Annotated in this window: 11 protein-coding genes and 1 riboswitch; of the genes, 4 read left to right on the top strand and 7 right to left on the bottom strand. The window is 39.5% G+C overall.

Annotation, left to right across the window (positions count from 1 at the left end; all coding sequences use genetic code 11):
* Positions 1-6: 6 nt before the first annotated feature.
* Positions 7-1083 (top strand): 3-oxoacyl-ACP synthase III family protein, encoded by a 1077-nt coding sequence (locus tag DV942_RS13220; RefSeq protein WP_145858165.1) that lies wholly within the window; start codon positions 7-9, stop codon positions 1081-1083.
* On the opposite strand, the gene DV942_RS13215 is transcribed toward DV942_RS13220, so the two are convergent.
* The 5 genes from DV942_RS13215 to DV942_RS13195 form a co-directional block, all read right to left on the bottom strand.
* On the bottom strand, positions 1080-2567 hold the full coding sequence (locus tag DV942_RS13215) for a tetratricopeptide repeat protein (RefSeq protein ID WP_145858164.1): 1488 nt from the start codon (positions 2565-2567) through the stop codon (positions 1080-1082). The two genes, DV942_RS13220 and DV942_RS13215, sit on opposite strands and share 4 nt — an antisense overlap.
* 171 nt (positions 2568-2738) lie before the next feature.
* Positions 2739-3482: a zinc ribbon domain-containing protein gene (locus tag DV942_RS13210; protein ID WP_090981351.1), complete on the bottom strand. Its 744-nt coding sequence runs from the start codon at positions 3480-3482 to the stop codon at positions 2739-2741.
* On the bottom strand, positions 3482-4579 hold the full coding sequence (locus tag DV942_RS13205) for a Nif3-like dinuclear metal center hexameric protein (RefSeq protein WP_145858162.1): 1098 nt from the start codon (positions 4577-4579) through the stop codon (positions 3482-3484). Before DV942_RS13205 ends, DV942_RS13210 begins: the two co-directional genes overlap by 1 nt.
* A gap of 114 nt (positions 4580-4693) precedes the next feature.
* Positions 4694-5080, bottom strand: coding sequence for a TM2 domain-containing protein (locus tag DV942_RS13200; RefSeq protein ID WP_090981355.1), 387 nt, complete (start codon positions 5078-5080; stop codon positions 4694-4696).
* Positions 5081-5085: 5 nt separating this feature from the next.
* A complete protein-coding gene (locus tag DV942_RS13195) occupies positions 5086-5388 on the bottom strand; it encodes a DUF2752 domain-containing protein (protein WP_145858160.1) in 303 nt (100 codons plus the stop codon).
* A 230-nt stretch (positions 5389-5618) separates the two neighbouring features.
* On the opposite strand from DV942_RS13195, the gene mfd reads away from it, so the two are divergent.
* The 3 genes from mfd (at position 5619) to DV942_RS13180 (ending at position 10408) form a co-directional block, all read left to right on the top strand.
* Complete coding sequence (gene mfd / locus DV942_RS13190) at positions 5619-8957, top strand: transcription-repair coupling factor (protein ID WP_145858158.1); 3339 nt, start codon at positions 5619-5621, stop codon at positions 8955-8957.
* 92 nt (positions 8958-9049) lie between these two features.
* Positions 9050-10186: an ATP-binding protein gene (locus DV942_RS13185; RefSeq protein ID WP_145858155.1), complete on the top strand. Its 1137-nt coding sequence runs from the start codon at positions 9050-9052 to the stop codon at positions 10184-10186.
* Positions 10187-10228: 42 nt separating this feature from the next.
* Complete coding sequence (locus tag DV942_RS13180) at positions 10229-10408, top strand: DUF3820 family protein (RefSeq protein WP_342354882.1); 180 nt, start codon at positions 10229-10231, stop codon at positions 10406-10408.
* Between the two features lie 424 nt (positions 10409-10832).
* On the opposite strand, the gene DV942_RS13175 is transcribed toward DV942_RS13180, so the two are convergent.
* Positions 10833-11549 (bottom strand): DsbA family oxidoreductase, encoded by a 717-nt coding sequence (locus DV942_RS13175; RefSeq protein ID WP_145858151.1) that lies wholly within the window; start codon positions 11547-11549, stop codon positions 10833-10835.
* 280 nt (positions 11550-11829) lie between these two features.
* Positions 11830-14526 carry a M14 family metallopeptidase gene (locus DV942_RS13170; RefSeq protein ID WP_145858150.1) on the bottom strand — a complete coding sequence of 899 codons (2697 nt, stop codon included), beginning with the start codon at positions 14524-14526 and terminating at the stop codon, positions 11830-11832.
* Positions 14527-14652: 126 nt separating this feature from the next.
* Positions 14653-14857, top strand: a riboswitch (cobalamin riboswitch).
* The last annotated feature ends 171 nt before the right edge of the window (positions 14858-15028 follow it).

The following is a 15028-nucleotide window of genomic DNA, read 5'->3' as shown; positions in this document are numbered from 1 at the left end:
ATAATTATGAGCAAAGCAATAAATACGGTAATAACCGGTACTGGGAGTTATATTCCACAAAATATTATTTCAGGTAATGAATTCTTGAACTCCACATTTTTTGAGAATGGAAATGTACTTGAAAAAGAAAATTCTGAAATTATTCATAAATTTTCAGAAATCACAGAAATTGTAGAGCGTCGTTACGCTTGTCCTGATCAGTTAAGTCATCACATCGGCGCAAAAGCAGCAGAAAATGCCATTGAAAATGCAGGTATTGATAAAGAATCCTTAGATTATATTATATTCTGCCATAATTTTGGAGACATCCCTTTGGGCAGTAACCGCACTGACGTTCTGCCATCTTTAGCCTCAAAGGTAAAACAACGACTTGGTATTCAAAATCCAGACTGCGTTGCTTACGATATCATTTTTGGTTGTCCGGGATGGATTCAGGGTGCAATACAGGCTGATTATTACATAAAAAGCGGAGATGCCAAACGGGTTATGGTTATTGGTGCAGAAACCCTAAGCCGGATTATTGATCCGCATGACCGTGACAGCATGATCTTTTCGGATGGCGCCGGAGCCGTGATATTCGAAGCAGAAGAAGCAGCCGAAAAAAGAGGAATATTGGCCCACAAGACAGAAACGCATGCACTTCATCATAGTAACTTGCTCACCATGGGTAAAGGATCTAATCCTGATGAGACCAGCGGAAACTTCTACCTGAAAATGAACGGACGCAAGCTATACGAATTTGCGGTAATCCAGGTTCCGCAGGTAATCAAAAAAGCTATCGACAAAGCAGGTTTAAGTGTTGATGATATCAATATTGTATTTGTGCACCAGGCCAATGGCAAAATGGACACTGCAATCATGAAACGTTTGTTCAAACTTTATGGAAAAGATACCGTACCAGAAAACTTAGTTCCGATGACGATTTCGTGGTTAGGAAACAGTTCTGTTGCCACGGTACCAACTTTACTAGACCTGGTATTAAAAGGCCAAGTTAAAGGCTATAATGTTAAGCCTGGTGATATAGCGGTATTTGCTTCGGTAGGGGCGGGCATGCACATTAATGCTTTTATATACCGCTTCTAATTGGTTAACCGCTTTAACCCGGCCCTGGCCTGGTTTTCAATACTGCTTTCAAACTCATGGTTTTTCATGGCAATCGCAGTATTGAAAGCCTCTTTTGCTTTCGCTATATTTTTCCTTCTCTCATAAATCTTACCCATTTGTACAGCAGCGTTCGCCGCAAAATAATATTTCAGGTTTCTACCTTCATCAATCGTTTCCTGATAGGCGGTTAAGGCCTGATCATCTTTCCCTAAATCATCGTAAATTCTACCTAAACGGTAATGGAGTTCTGTTCTATCTCTATCGCTGGTGTAATCTGTTGCCTTCTTGCTATCAATTACCTGTAAGGCCCTGTTTAAATAACCACCATCAAACAACAGTCTGGCTTTTAACAAATCAATGTTCGGTACTGCTGCCGAAGCCTCTGCTTTGGCCTGCTTATCCTTTTCCATATAAGTGTAACCATTTTTAACTGCCCTGGAGGCAAATGCCGCATATGTTCCTTTATCTCCTTTCAGAAGCGCAATCCATCCCAGATGAAGGTAGGCGTCTTTAACAAAGTTTACGCCCTTTGTAGTCTGCAAAAACCGGTTAAAATAGGTGCCTGCATTAAGATCAAGTTTATTTAAATGTGCAATTCCTTCCAAATAATCCAGATAAGGAAAAGGCTGATAAACACCTCCCTCTGGTCGTCTTGCTAAAATAGAAATTGCTTCTTCACTATGCCCGTTTTTAATGCAAACATAACTCTGCAGATAACTTTTTAACAAACTGGTATCGGCAATCCGTTCGGTGTACCTCATGGTTTTAGCATATGCCTGCGGGCTATGCGCCACATCGGTTAAAACGTAGGCATAATAAAACACCACTTCTTCATAAAAAGGTTCGTAAGATGATTTTGGCAGGTTATCAGCCAATTTTTCGAACATATTCAATCCGCTCTGCAGGTTTCCCTTAATGCCGAATGTTGAAAGTGCTGTTTTTAAAGCCCCGTCAGGAAGATTGCCCAATACTGCGTTAATCAATCCCAAACCTTTCAAGTTCAGGTGAAAATTTGGAAACTTCTTACTATTATCCTGTAACAGATTGTTTGCTCTTTTAACTTCCATGGCGGCATTAAAATATTCACCAAAACGGCCTCGGATGAGCGCCCATTGCAAATTGATTTCTGCCTGCGCATACAGGTAGTAAGGCGAATTTTTATCATCGTCGCTTATCTGATCCAAACGTTTAGATTTATTTCCTTTCAAACGGTCAAAATCAGCCTTGCTTTCTGAAGTAAGTACGGTAAAATAATCAACATAATTTTCCAGAAGCGGAATAATGGAATTATTGGGATGCTGCTTTTTTTCGGTAGAGATATAAGCCCTCGCATTGCCCAACTTCAATTCGAATATGCTTTTATAAGCATTTAAGCAGTTGCTGTTAAAATCGAAATTTGCAAGTGAAAACAAAGGGGAGAGGAGCAGGAGAAACGTTAAGGAAAAACGGAAATTTTTATTCATCAGGGATTCTATTTCGGTTTGGTTCTATGCTGCAGCAATCGCTCACATTCAAACAAATATCTACACTAAACGATAAAATCATATTCTTGTTTTGAGTAAGGCCAAGAAAATAGCCTTAAACAAAAAACGTCCCGATTAAATCGGGACGTTCAAATACTTTTATTATTTAGCTTAAGCCTCTGCTACTTCGTGTGTTAGCGCTTCATCAACCAAAATACGACCACAGTGTTCGCAAACGATAATTTTTTTACGTTGACGAATATCTAACTGGCGTTGTGGTGGAATCTGGTTAAAACATCCGGAACAAGAATCGCGGTCAATGGTTACTACAGCTAAACCATTCACAGCATTTTTGCGTAAACGTTTATAAGCAACCAATAAGCGTTCTTCGATTTGAGGTTCCGCTTTATCTGCTTTCTTTTGTAAATCCTGCTCCTCTTTTTCAGTTTCGGCAGTAATTACATCCAGTTCTGCTTTTTTAGCTTCCAAATCTTTTTTTCTTCCATCTAATTCGGCTTTAGCAGCTTCATAGATTTCAGTTTTTGAAGTGATTTCGAAACCATGTTCTTTAATTTTCTTTTCAGAAACCTGGATATCTAAACCCTGAATCTCAATTTCTTTGGTTAAAGCATCGTATTCACGGTTATTTTTAACTTCTTTTAATTGAGAATCATATCTTTTGATGGCAGCCTGCGCATCTTTGATTGTATTTTTACGCGTTACGATCGAATCTTCAAGATCATCAAGCTCACCTTTAATTTTTGCAATTCTAGTTTCGAGTCCTAGAACGTCATCCTCAAGGTCGGCAACTTCCATTGGTAACTCGCCACGTACCTGGCGGATTTTATCAATTTTCGTGTGGATATTTTGTAATTCGTATAAAGCTTTTAGCTTTTGTTCTACGGTTTGTTCCATTAAAACAAGTAATTTATGGGGTTTGTATTTTGCTCCGTTAAACGGATTGCAAAGTTAGTAAATTTTTTCTGAATAATTTCAAGCAATAAATTTGAGGTAAATTGTTCAGTTTCAAAGTGTCCGATGTCTGCAATGATCAATTTTTCTTCCGCGTCAAAAAACTCGTGGTATTTAAAATCTGCGGTAATAAATGCATCGGCCCCGGCAGCTATGGCTTCTTTTAACAGGAAGCTTCCCGAACCTCCGCAAACCGCAACTTTCTTAATCCTTTTGCCAATTACTTCTGTATGCCTAACCACTTTAGCCTGCATCCTATCTTTCACCAGATGCAGAAAATCATAAGCATCCATATCGTATTCCAGCCAGCCTACCATACCCGAACCCACCAGCTGATGTTTATTTTCGAGTTTATAGATGTCGTAGGCCACTTCCTCGTATGGATGGTTTTCAAACAAAGCAACGAGGATTTTTCGTTCAGCCTGGGTAGGGTAAACCATTTCGATCCGTATTTCAGCCTCCCGGTGGCGAACACCTTTTTCACCAACAAAAGGGTCAGAATCTTCATTTCCTTTGAATGTGCCAAAACCATCAGCGTTGAAACTGCATTCGCTATAATTACCAATGGTACCTGCACCAGCATAAAACAATGCCGACCGCAGTTGCTCCGCCTGGACCTGTGGACAATAAGTAACCAATTTCTTTAACAGCCCTGCTTTCGGCGAAAGTACTTTAGTACCTGTTAAACCTAAACGTTCACAGATCCTGGCATTTACCCCTGTATGAATACTGTCTAAATTGGTATGAATGGCATATAGTGCAATATTATTCCTGATTGCCTTTAAAACCACACGCTCTACATAGTTTTTACCATTAAGCTTTTTTAGTCCTTTAAAAACTATCGGGTGATGGGTAATAATCAAATTGCATCCTGTCGAAATGGCTTCATCTACAATTTTCTCTACACAATCCAAAGCCACCAAAGCAGCACGGATTTCCATGTTTGGATCGCCCACAATTAAACCAGAGTTATCATAGTCTTCCTGATAATTAAGCGGAGCGATGCTTTCTAAATAATTGGTAATTTCAGCTAATTTCATTCGATAAATATAGAAATTTCATTGTTTTCTTTTTTCTGTCATGAAAGTTCATTTAACAAAAAAGTCCGCATCCAATTTATTTGGATACGGACCTAAGTATTGAGATTAATTATCTTAGAATTTTCCCGCTTGTTGGAATCCACCTCCCATTCTTACCATCTGTAAGCTTTCGAAAACCATTTTCTGGTTGTATTCAAAAGCAAGTGTTTTGTGGTTTACCACATCGATAATCGAACCGATAAAGCATAAACCGGCAGTTAAAAGGTACAAAATACCCATACCGATCTGGCCTATGATAAACCTTTGCAAGCCTGGAACAGCAAACAATCCGATTAAACAAAAAATCAACATATCTGATGGATTTTTTCTTTTGCTGCTGTAAACCATCAGGAAATTACGTAACTGCTCTTCAGTTAAACCGGTAGTGGCTTGTTGTAAATATGAGTATTCCTCTGGTGTTATACCTGGTAACGACATTAGAGGTGATTGAAATATATCCATGGTTTCTATGTATTTGTGGTTAAAACTTTAAACTTCTTTTTGTTCCTTATCAATGTGCAAATTCTATAAATTATAATTAAAAGTGCCGGAAAACCAAACCAATGTTCGGAAAAGCTTTCGGTAAACTCGCCATGTAAAATATGACTGATTGACCTGCCTATGCCACACCCCGGACACCAATCCTCAAAGCCCAAATTGGCTAAAGGACAAAGTGTAAAATGATGTTGGTGGCTATCCGCCGTTGCCAGTAATATTAAAGCTGTTAACCAGAAAAAAAGTTCCAGTGGAAAGCTTTTAATGTACTTCATTGTTTCACTTTTTATAACATTTAGAGGCTATAGAACTACCTTTGTTACACCGATTTGCCCTTAATCGACGAAAGGGGAATATATTTCGACCAAACGAACGATCCCATCTAAGAATAAGTTTTCGTTTTTTCCCAAATCTGATTATTCTATCTCAACCCTGCCAAAAATAGTTAAAAAAACCTTTACACAAATTGCGGGTTAATATTAAAAGATAAGCTTATTTTTGTGCCTTGAACATTCGCGATTTAATAAACAGATACAAAACCGACGATAGGGTAACCCAATTTACCAAAGCGTTGAACAGCAGCAAAAACCCAAAGATACAATTAAAGGGGTTGGTGGGTTCGGCTGATGCTATTGTTGCACTTTCTTCTTATTTCCTGTTACATAAGCCCCTTCTGTTCGTTTTGCCTGATAGGGAAGAAGCCGCTTATTTTCAGTCTGACCTCGAAAGTGTATTGGATAAACAGGTTTTACTATTTCCTTCATCGTACCGAAAATCTTTCGATTTCACCCAGGTAGATACCGCTAACGTGCTGGCCCGTGCGGAAGTATTGAACGAGCTGAATCATGATTCAGAATACGGAAAAATTGTAGTTTCCTATCCTGAAGCCATTGCCGAAAAGGTGATAGATCGCTCCGCGCTTGAAAAAAACACTTTAGAAATCAGTTTGGGCGCCAAACTGGGCATCGATTTTATCAATGAATTTCTAATTGATTATGATTTTGACAGAAGAGATTTTGTTTACGAACCCGGGCAGTTTTCCATCCGAGGTGGCATTGTAGATATTTTCTCGTTCTCCTCTGATCTTCCTTATCGCATCGAGTTTTTTGGTGACGAAGTAGAAAGCATCAGAAGTTTTGAAATTGAAAGCCAGCTGTCGGTTGCCGAAGTTAAATCGCTTACCATTGTTCCAAATGTTCAGGCCAAGTTTTTAACTGAAAGTAACATCAGTATTCTCGATTATATCGATCAGGACACGCAACTCTGGTTTAAAGACGTAGAATTTACCCTGGATATTGTTAAAGCCGGTTTTAAAAAGGCTGTTGAACTTTGGAAAGCCTTGCCAGCGGCAGATAAAAGTCAAAACCCGGAGTGGATTGATCCTAAATTTGCCTTTACGGATGAAAAGTTATTGGGCGATCACCTTCAGGATTTCCCTTTGGTAGAATTCGGGAAACAGTTTTTCTATAAAACAGATAATCGTTTTGAATTCGAAACCAAGCCACAACCATCATTTAATAAAGATTTCAATCTGCTGATTCACAACCTTAAGGAAAATGAAAAGGCTGGGATCGTTAATTTTATTTTTACCGATTCGCCTAAGCAGATTGAGCGTTTATATGCCATTTTAGAAGATATTGACAAAACGGCCAAGTTTACACCAATCAACAGCATGCTGCGCGAGGGTTTTGTTGATCCGCAGATCCAAACGGCATTTTACACTGATCACCAGATTTTCGACCGTTACTACAAATACAAGCTTAAAAAAGGTTATCAGAAAAGTCAGGCCATTACCCTAAAAGATTTGAGGGAACTAAAATCCGGCGATTATGTTACCCATATCGACCATGGTATTGGTAAGTATGCCGGACTTGAAAAGGTTGAGGTGAACGGCAAAACCCAGGAAATGATCCGTTTAATTTATGCCGATAACGACCTGCTTTACGTCAACATCAACTCCCTAAACCGGATTGCCAAGTACAGCGGTAAGGAAAGCGGCGTTCCTAAAATGAATAAGCTGGGTACCGATGCCTGGGATAAGTTAAAAAAAACCACTAAAAAAAAAGTTAAAGATATCGCGCGGGATTTGATCAAGCTTTATGCCTTGCGCAAAACCCAGGCCGGAACAGCATTCTCTCCAGATAGTTATTTACAGACCGAATTAGAGGCTTCTTTTATTTATGAAGATACCCCCGATCAGTTAAAAGCCACCCAGGACGTGAAAAAGGATATGGAATCGCCACATCCAATGGACCGTTTGGTGTGTGGTGATGTTGGCTTTGGAAAGACAGAAATTGCAGTACGTGCTGCATTTAAAGCGGTAGCTGATGGTAAACAGGCTGCCGTTCTGGTACCAACAACCATTTTGGCTTTACAACATTTTAAAACTTTCTCCTCCCGTTTAAAGGATTTCCCGGTAACGGTCGATTATATTAACCGTTTTAAAACGAATAAACAGATTAAAGATACCCTGGCTGAGGCCGCAGCCGGCAAAGTTGACATTTTAATTGGAACACACCGTTTGCTTAGCAAGGATGTCAAATTTAAAGATCTTGGCATCATGATTATTGATGAAGAGCAAAAGTTTGGCGTTACTGCAAAAGAAAGGTTAAAAGCCATACGGGTAAATGTTGATACCTTAACCCTTACAGCCACTCCAATTCCAAGAACGCTGCATTTTTCTTTAATGGGGGCAAGGGATTTATCTATTATAAGTACGCCACCGCCGAACCGGCAGCCCGTTAGCACCGAATTGCATGTTTTTAACGATAAATTAATCCAGGAAGCCGTGCAGTTTGAACTGGATCGCGGCGGACAGGTGTTCTTTATCCATAACCGGGTAAATGACCTGATGCAATTGGGTGGGTTAATCCAGAAATTGGTTCCAAAAGCAAGGATTGGTATTGCGCATGGCCAATTAGATGGAGATGCTTTGGAAGATGTGATGCTTGATTTTATTAACGGAGAAAAAGATGTTTTGGTAGCCACAACTATTATTGAAGCAGGTTTGGATATTCCAAATGCCAATACCATCATCATCAACCATGCACACATGTTTGGTTTGAGCGATCTGCACCAAATGCGTGGCCGTGTAGGCCGGAGCAACAAAAAAGCTTTCTGTTATTTACTTTCGCCTCCTTTATCTACCTTAACTTCTGAGGCCCGGAAACGTTTAAGTGCCATTGAAGAGTTTTCTGATCTGGGCAGTGGCTTTAATGTGGCCATGCGCGATTTGGATATCCGTGGAAGTGGAAATTTATTAGGTGCCGAGCAAAGTGGGTTCATCGCCGAAATCGGTTTTGAAATGTACCATAAGATACTGGATGAAGCCATTCAGGAATTGAAAGAAGCTGAGTTTAAAGGCCTGTTCGAAAATGAACCTGCCCGTCCGTTTGTAGGCTTTACACAGGTAGATACCGATCTTGAATTATATATTCCTGATGCTTACATTACCAATATTACTGAGCGTTACAATTTATACACCGAGCTTTCTAAGCTTGACAACGAAGCTGAATTAGCCGTTTTCGAAAAACACCTGGCCGATCGTTTCGGACCTATACCCCCGCAAGTAAAAACCATGCTCAGCGTAGTGCGGTTACAATGGTTGGGTAAAAAATTAGGATTCGAAAAAATCAGTTTTAAGAAAAATAGTTTAAGAGGATATTTTTTAAGTGATAAACAGTCAGCTTATTTCGACTCAAATACCTTTACCAAAATTTTAACTTTTGCGCAGAACCATCCGCGCATGTGCAATTTAAAAGAAGTAAAGAATACACTTAGAATTGCTTTTGATAATGTAAAAACCGTTGAAGAAGCGATTGAAACTTTAGAGCTGATCGATTAAAAAACATTAATTGAGTCAGTCTATTGACTGAATTAACGTTAATTGAGTCAGTCTATTGACTGAATTAACGTTTTTACCTATATTTGGCTTAAATGGAAAGTGAAATTGTTAGAGCTTTGAAGCCGGTTATCCTCCACAAAATTGGGAAGAACAAAGTAATCCTAATATTCGGAACAAGGCGGGTCGGTAAAACCTGGTTGGTAGAAAGCATTACCAAAGATGCGAACATCAACTACCTTTCTTTAAATGGGGAAGACCAGGATGTACAGGTATTACTTTCAACCCGAACAGCTGCCAATTACAAAAGGGTTTTGGGTGATGCCAAGCTACTCATTATTGACGAAGCCCAGGTTATACCTGAAATCGGAAAAATATTAAAGTTACTCATCGATACTTTTAAAGATCTTACCATTATCGCAAGTGGATCATCTACTTTCGATTTATCAAACCAAACAGGTGAACCCTTAACCGGAAGAAGTTTAACTTACCATCTTTACCCCATAGCACAGGTTGAGTTGGATAAACAGGAAAATGCTTTACAAACCACACAAAATCTGGAAGAAAGATTAATTTTTGGTTCTTATCCTGAGTTATTCCACCTGAATTCATTGGCTGAAAAAGCACAGTATTTAACAGAACTGGTTAAATCATATCTGTTAAAAGATATTTTGATGTATGAGAACATCCAAAATAGCGCTAAACTACTGGAATTATTAAAACTGATTGCCTATCAGGTTGGTTCCGAAGTTTCAATTGATGAGATTTCCCGTAATTTGGGTATCAGCAAAAATACGGTAGATCGTTACCTTGATTTACTGTCAAAGGTTTTTATCATTTATAAAATTGGCGGATATAGTAATAATTTACGGAAAGAAGTTACGAAATCATCCAAATGGTATTTTTACGACAATGGGATCCGGAACGCAATCGTAAATGATTTCAGGTTGTTAGCCTTAAGGAACGATCAGGGTATTTTATGGGAAAACTACTGCTTTAGCGAACGCATTAAAAAAATGGAGTACGAACAGCAAAGTGCCACTTATTTCTTTTGGAGAACCTATGATCAACAGGAAATAGACCTTATTGAAATTAACAACGGAGAAATGTTAGCTGCCGATTTTAAATGGGGAAACCAAAAGAAGAAAATCCCGGGCTTTTTTGCCAAAAACTATCCTCAAGCCAGTTTCTCCGTAATTAACAAAGAAAATTATTTAGATTTTATATTATAAATGTTAGATCCCTCCTTATTACTTGATTTAGTAAAAATGCAAATGCCTTACGGAAAATATAAAGGTTACCTGATTTGTAATATTCCTGAAAGCTATTTGCTATGGTATAAGGATAAGGGTTTCCCGAAAGGCAAATTAGGCGATTTAATGGCTACTATGTTTGAAATCAGGGTGAATGGTTTGGAGTATTTATTAACGCCGTTGAAGAATCAGCAACGGTAAGTTTCCCGAGCCATTGTCATCCTGAGGAATAATTTATGATATAAAAATCAATATGATTGACAGAAGTATTTAATGGAAATAAGCTTCTAAGAGGATCGTCATTGCGGGAAGGCTTTTTCAGCCGACGAAGCAATCTTACAGCAAGGATCATTAGCATGAAAGATTACTTCGTCGTTCCTCCTCGCAAGGACGGCTTTTTTAGAGATTCTGTCAATGGTAGCGGAGTGTCGAAGAACCTAAAAACGGTCGTCCTCCTGAATTTTTTTTCAGGATTTAACACCCCTCAGTTACCGTCATTTCGAGCAAAGTGCACCGAAGTCGAGAACCCGAAGGCTCAGCGAAGCTAAACCTGTCTCAAGATAGATATCTCCATTGAGCTACGCTCCAATCGAAATGACGGTTTTTATATCTGCAGGAAACAAATCTATATCTCACAACCATTCTCATCACAAACCGCATCATTATTTTTATTTAATGAAGTAATCGTGGTTTTAGGCTGAGCGGCTTTCCATTCGGTAAAACTCTGGGTAAGCGCATCAGTAAAAGCCTGAACAGGTTGGGCACCAGAAACACCATATTTACGGTCCATAACAAAATATGGCACACCGTGGATTCCTAAATTCTGACTTTCATAAATATCATAACGAACAGCTTCAGCAAACTCGTCGCTATTTAAAACGGCCACAGCTTCGTCCTTATTCAATCCTATTTCTACTGCAAGATCAACTAAAACATTTGTTTCGCCAATGTTTTTGCTGTTCACAAAATGAGCTTCAAACAATTTTTCTTCAGCTAAATCCTGAAGGCCGTGTTTTGCCGCCAAATGAATCAAACGATGCGCGTTGAATGTATTTGCAGGAATATTGGTATCGAAATCGATGCTTAAGCCTGCATTTGCCGCCATGTCTGCCACTTGTTTGGTCATCTGTTTAGCCTGATCAACCGGCATTCCCTTACTTCTTGAAAGGTAATCGTACACCGTTTCATTATTAGCATTATGATATTCCGGATTAAGCTGAAAACTCTTCCAATCCACTTCAATTTCATTTTTAAAAGGCAATTTCTCTATCGCCTGCTCAAAATGTCTTTTCCCGATATAGCAAAACGGACACATTACGTCCGACCAAATTTCTACTTTCATAATACAAAATTAAGCTGATTATAACTTGCTATAGTAAGTGTAAAGTAAAAAGCCACTATCGTTAAGGATAGTGGCCCCATATCTCAATAAAAGTTTATATCCAGATATCGTCATTTCGACCGCAGTGGGGAAATCTTTGGACTATGTTAAAAAGATTTCTCGATTTTGCTACGCTTCAGTAGAAAAGACGACCTTTATATTAGATTTGTAAGTGGTATTCTTTTAAGAAACAGCGTAAATTCGTTTTTGAACAAGCTCAACATGGCAAACTCAACTATAACTATTTATACAACTGGTTAAATATCAATTTAAAAGTGCCATGCGTTTGCGCCCTGAACGCAATTTCCGGCCCGAAAGCAAGTAATTTACCCTTACCAACCCTGGCTTCAAAAGCAGTTATCCCATCTTGCAAATAAGCCTGGCCCCAGGCCCAGCCGCTACGCAATGGTGTTGCATTTTCAAACCACATCAAAGGCTTGATCTTCCCAGCCGCAATGGCGTCGCCGGTGAGTTTAAAAACAGGGCTATTATCAAAATAAACGTCAGCTTCTTTTTCCATGCCCCAATTGGCTGGTAAAGTGCTATCTACACCAACATTTAAAACACTTCCCGGAACATAATATTTTTCAGCAGGTAATCGTTTTTCTTCACCATTTATAATTTCGACCATTGCATTACGCACGGGTAGGTTTAAGTGATAAGCCAGGTTGGTACTGCTCCCAATGGTTACAATGTTACCTCCGGCTTCTAAAAACTTCTTTAATTCAGGGATGGATTGATCAGCACTAATCCTGCCCAAACGGTTTCTAAACTCCTGTGGAATTTCATCTGACTTTGGTCCGACAGATCTGTTTCCACTGCCTCCGCCCTGAACCGATGGAATGGCACCGCCCACAAAAATGATCACATCGAATTTAGATTTTAAATTTCCGGCATCAATATCCTGCGGATAAATTACCGTGGCAGCATAATGGTACTGTTCCATTAGAAACCGCACCCAGCCGGATGCCATAGAACCACCATAAGCATCCCAAAGGGCAATTCTAGCCGTCGAAACTTTAATTTTATTTTTAGGGGCAACAGCAATTTTTAGTTTGATGTTTGCTTTTTCAAGTACTGCTTTTCCTGCTGATGAAACATAAAAATCGCCATTTTCAGGAGAGCGGTAAACTTCAACTTTGTTTTTCAATAAATCGTTAACTGCAGTATAAGAATCATTTTGTGCAGCACTTAATACATAACTCGGCCCATTTGGCAATTTATTTTCTGGTTGTAAGAGTTTTCCGTAAGGATTTTTCTCAAACGGACCTGAAAAGTCATACAGCATGCGATCAAATTTCACGTCCATGAGATAAGCCAATGTCCATCCGGCGGCATCATAAGGCGGAATTGGCGCACCACCTTCGTATTTAAAATCATTAGGATGATCCTGTGGTTCGAACATATCCAAAACGTGTGGGCGGAAAGCCTGATCAGTTTTAACCACATAACTTCCGGCAGGATAGTTTTTCCCCGCAACGGTAAATGGAGCGGTTGCTTTTTGAACGACAACACCCGTTCTGATCAATGCATTCAAGAACTTAATGGCAGTATTAAAATCAGGCTGATCTGCGGATAAGATATATCCACGTGGGTCCCGGTTTGCAGGCGCTTTCATCACGGTATCGAAAGCTTTCATGCTAATCTGACGCCGGGATCCAAAACCTGCATCGCCTCCGGACATTGCGGCGCCCTTTTCACCTTTTGCAGCGCTGTTAATGGCTTCTATCTTCTTTGGGGAGAAAGACCAGCTGTCTTTTTTACCTCTTTCAATCGAATTTCTGCCCATCTGATAAATATTATACAGTAACTCATCATGGTATCGCGCTGCGTAATTCAAAACGGCATAGTTTAACGATACAGAATAATCAATCGAATTTTTAAAATACCATTTTCTGGGAGTGATTGGGTTTGGTGAATCGCCACTTGGCAGCAAACGCGATGGAACCAATGGAATTTCAGAGGGAGTAGGATTACCGATAATTTCCGTCAGCAGTCCAATCATGTTATGAAAATAGGTAGTTGTCCTTAATCCGCCGTTGTACCAGGTAGAATAAACCGATCCGCCACGTTGAGTGTAACCGGGCTTATTTTCTACGTTCATCCTGTTATGCATGGCCGCACCTACCGCATCTAAACTGGTTAACAAGGTTGGATCAAAAACATAATTAAACGGATCCCGGTAAGGAGGACCTGCCACAACCGTTCCCGCCGGACCGGCCTGGTGGTGGTTATACATGATCTGTGGAATCCATTCTATAAAAAGCTGGCGACCGATATTTTGTGTTTCTTTAAGATTTAACATAAAAAAATCGCGGTTATTATCATGTCCCGCATATTTTTCATACAAAACCGGCAAGCCTGAAGTTGTTCTTTTCTTTGGGTCTTTTTCCCTCATGTACCAATTGCTCACCAACTCCTGTCCATCGGGGTTTGCATGTGTAAATAGGATGATCACATTATCCAGAATACGCAAGGTTTCCGGGTCTGTTCTGGAGGCAAATTCATATATCGTCTGAATCAGCTGATGGGTCCCAACTACTTCATTTGCATGTAATCCGCCATCTATCCATACCACTGCTTTACCTTCTTGTGCCAAAACTTTGGCCCGCTCTGGCGCAATTTCTGCATGAGCCAACTGTTGCGAAATCTCTTTATAACGATCTGATTTCTTTAGGTTTTCCGGCGAAGAAACAACCAGCATGTATTGACTTCTGCCTTCTTCGGTTTTACCGATCTCAACCAGTTTAATGCGGTCAGAATTTGCTGCGAGTTTCTTAAAGTAAGCTTCTGTCTGGGTATAATTGGCCAATTGGTAATCATCACCAATATCAAAACCGAAATGTGATCTGGGCGTTGGTACTTCCTGTGCCAGCACTGCAACGTTACTTACCAATAAAAAAGCGATACAAAGCCTGATAAAGTTGGTTTTCATCATAATTTGATAGTTTAGTAGGGTAATCAAATATAATAGAGAAAATTTCCAAAAACGGCTTACTGTAAATTTGTTACAAGTTTTAAATCCTAATCCATACATTTGCCCTGATATAAGTTCTTAACTTTATTTTCATCAACCGATACAGGTTCCCGGAATACAACCGGGATTAATAGGGAATCGTGTGCAAATCACGAGCTGTCGCGCAACTGTAAATTCTGTCTTTAACAAGAAGACAACGGTCTTATCATTTATGCCACTGTGCCTTTACCGGTATGGGAAGGCGATGGGATCGGGAATAAGTCAGGAGACCTGCCTATGTTGAATTGACGGTGCTTTCGCGTTATAAAGTAATTGGTCAGGTCTGATTGTACACGATAAAATTTAAATTTTATAGGCTTGCTTAAAGTTTTTGCTGATGAGTGGGCAGGCTGTGCCATAACCTTTCCTTTAATTTTAACAAAGAGTATTACAAATATTGCTTTAAGAGCTTTTAAATGATTTA

Origin of the sequence: Pedobacter suwonensis, from assembly GCF_007833675.1 — a bacterium.
In the GTDB taxonomy this organism is placed as follows: domain Bacteria; phylum Bacteroidota; class Bacteroidia; order Sphingobacteriales; family Sphingobacteriaceae; genus Pedobacter; species Pedobacter suwonensis.
The sequence above is the reverse complement of the archived record's forward strand: the minus strand, read 5'-3'. Positions and strand labels throughout refer to the sequence as shown.

What these genes read in the sequence shown, in the direction of transcription:
- DV942_RS13220 (WP_145858165.1), top strand. Translation starts at nt 7, where the DNA reads ATGAGCAAAGCAATAAATACGGTAATAACCGGTACTGGGAGTTATATT.
- DV942_RS13215 (WP_145858164.1), bottom strand. Translation starts at nt 2,567, where the DNA reads ATGAATAAAAATTTCCGTTTTTCCTTAACGTTTCTCCTGCTCCTCTCC.
- DV942_RS13210 (WP_090981351.1), bottom strand. Translation starts at nt 3,482, where the DNA reads ATGGAACAAACCGTAGAACAAAAGCTAAAAGCTTTATACGAATTACAA.
- DV942_RS13205 (WP_145858162.1), bottom strand. Translation starts at nt 4,579, where the DNA reads ATGAAATTAGCTGAAATTACCAATTATTTAGAAAGCATCGCTCCGCTT.
- DV942_RS13200 (WP_090981355.1), bottom strand. Translation starts at nt 5,080, where the DNA reads ATGGATATATTTCAATCACCTCTAATGTCGTTACCAGGTATAACACCA.
- DV942_RS13195 (WP_145858160.1), bottom strand. Translation starts at nt 5,388, where the DNA reads ATGAAGTACATTAAAAGCTTTCCACTGGAACTTTTTTTCTGGTTAACA.
- DV942_RS13185 (WP_145858155.1), top strand. Translation starts at nt 9,050, where the DNA reads ATGGAAAGTGAAATTGTTAGAGCTTTGAAGCCGGTTATCCTCCACAAA.
- DV942_RS13180 (WP_342354882.1), top strand. Translation starts at nt 10,229, where the DNA reads ATGCCTTACGGAAAATATAAAGGTTACCTGATTTGTAATATTCCTGAA.
- DV942_RS13175 (WP_145858151.1), bottom strand. Translation starts at nt 11,549, where the DNA reads ATGAAAGTAGAAATTTGGTCGGACGTAATGTGTCCGTTTTGCTATATC.
- DV942_RS13170 (WP_145858150.1), bottom strand. Translation starts at nt 14,526, where the DNA reads ATGATGAAAACCAACTTTATCAGGCTTTGTATCGCTTTTTTATTGGTA.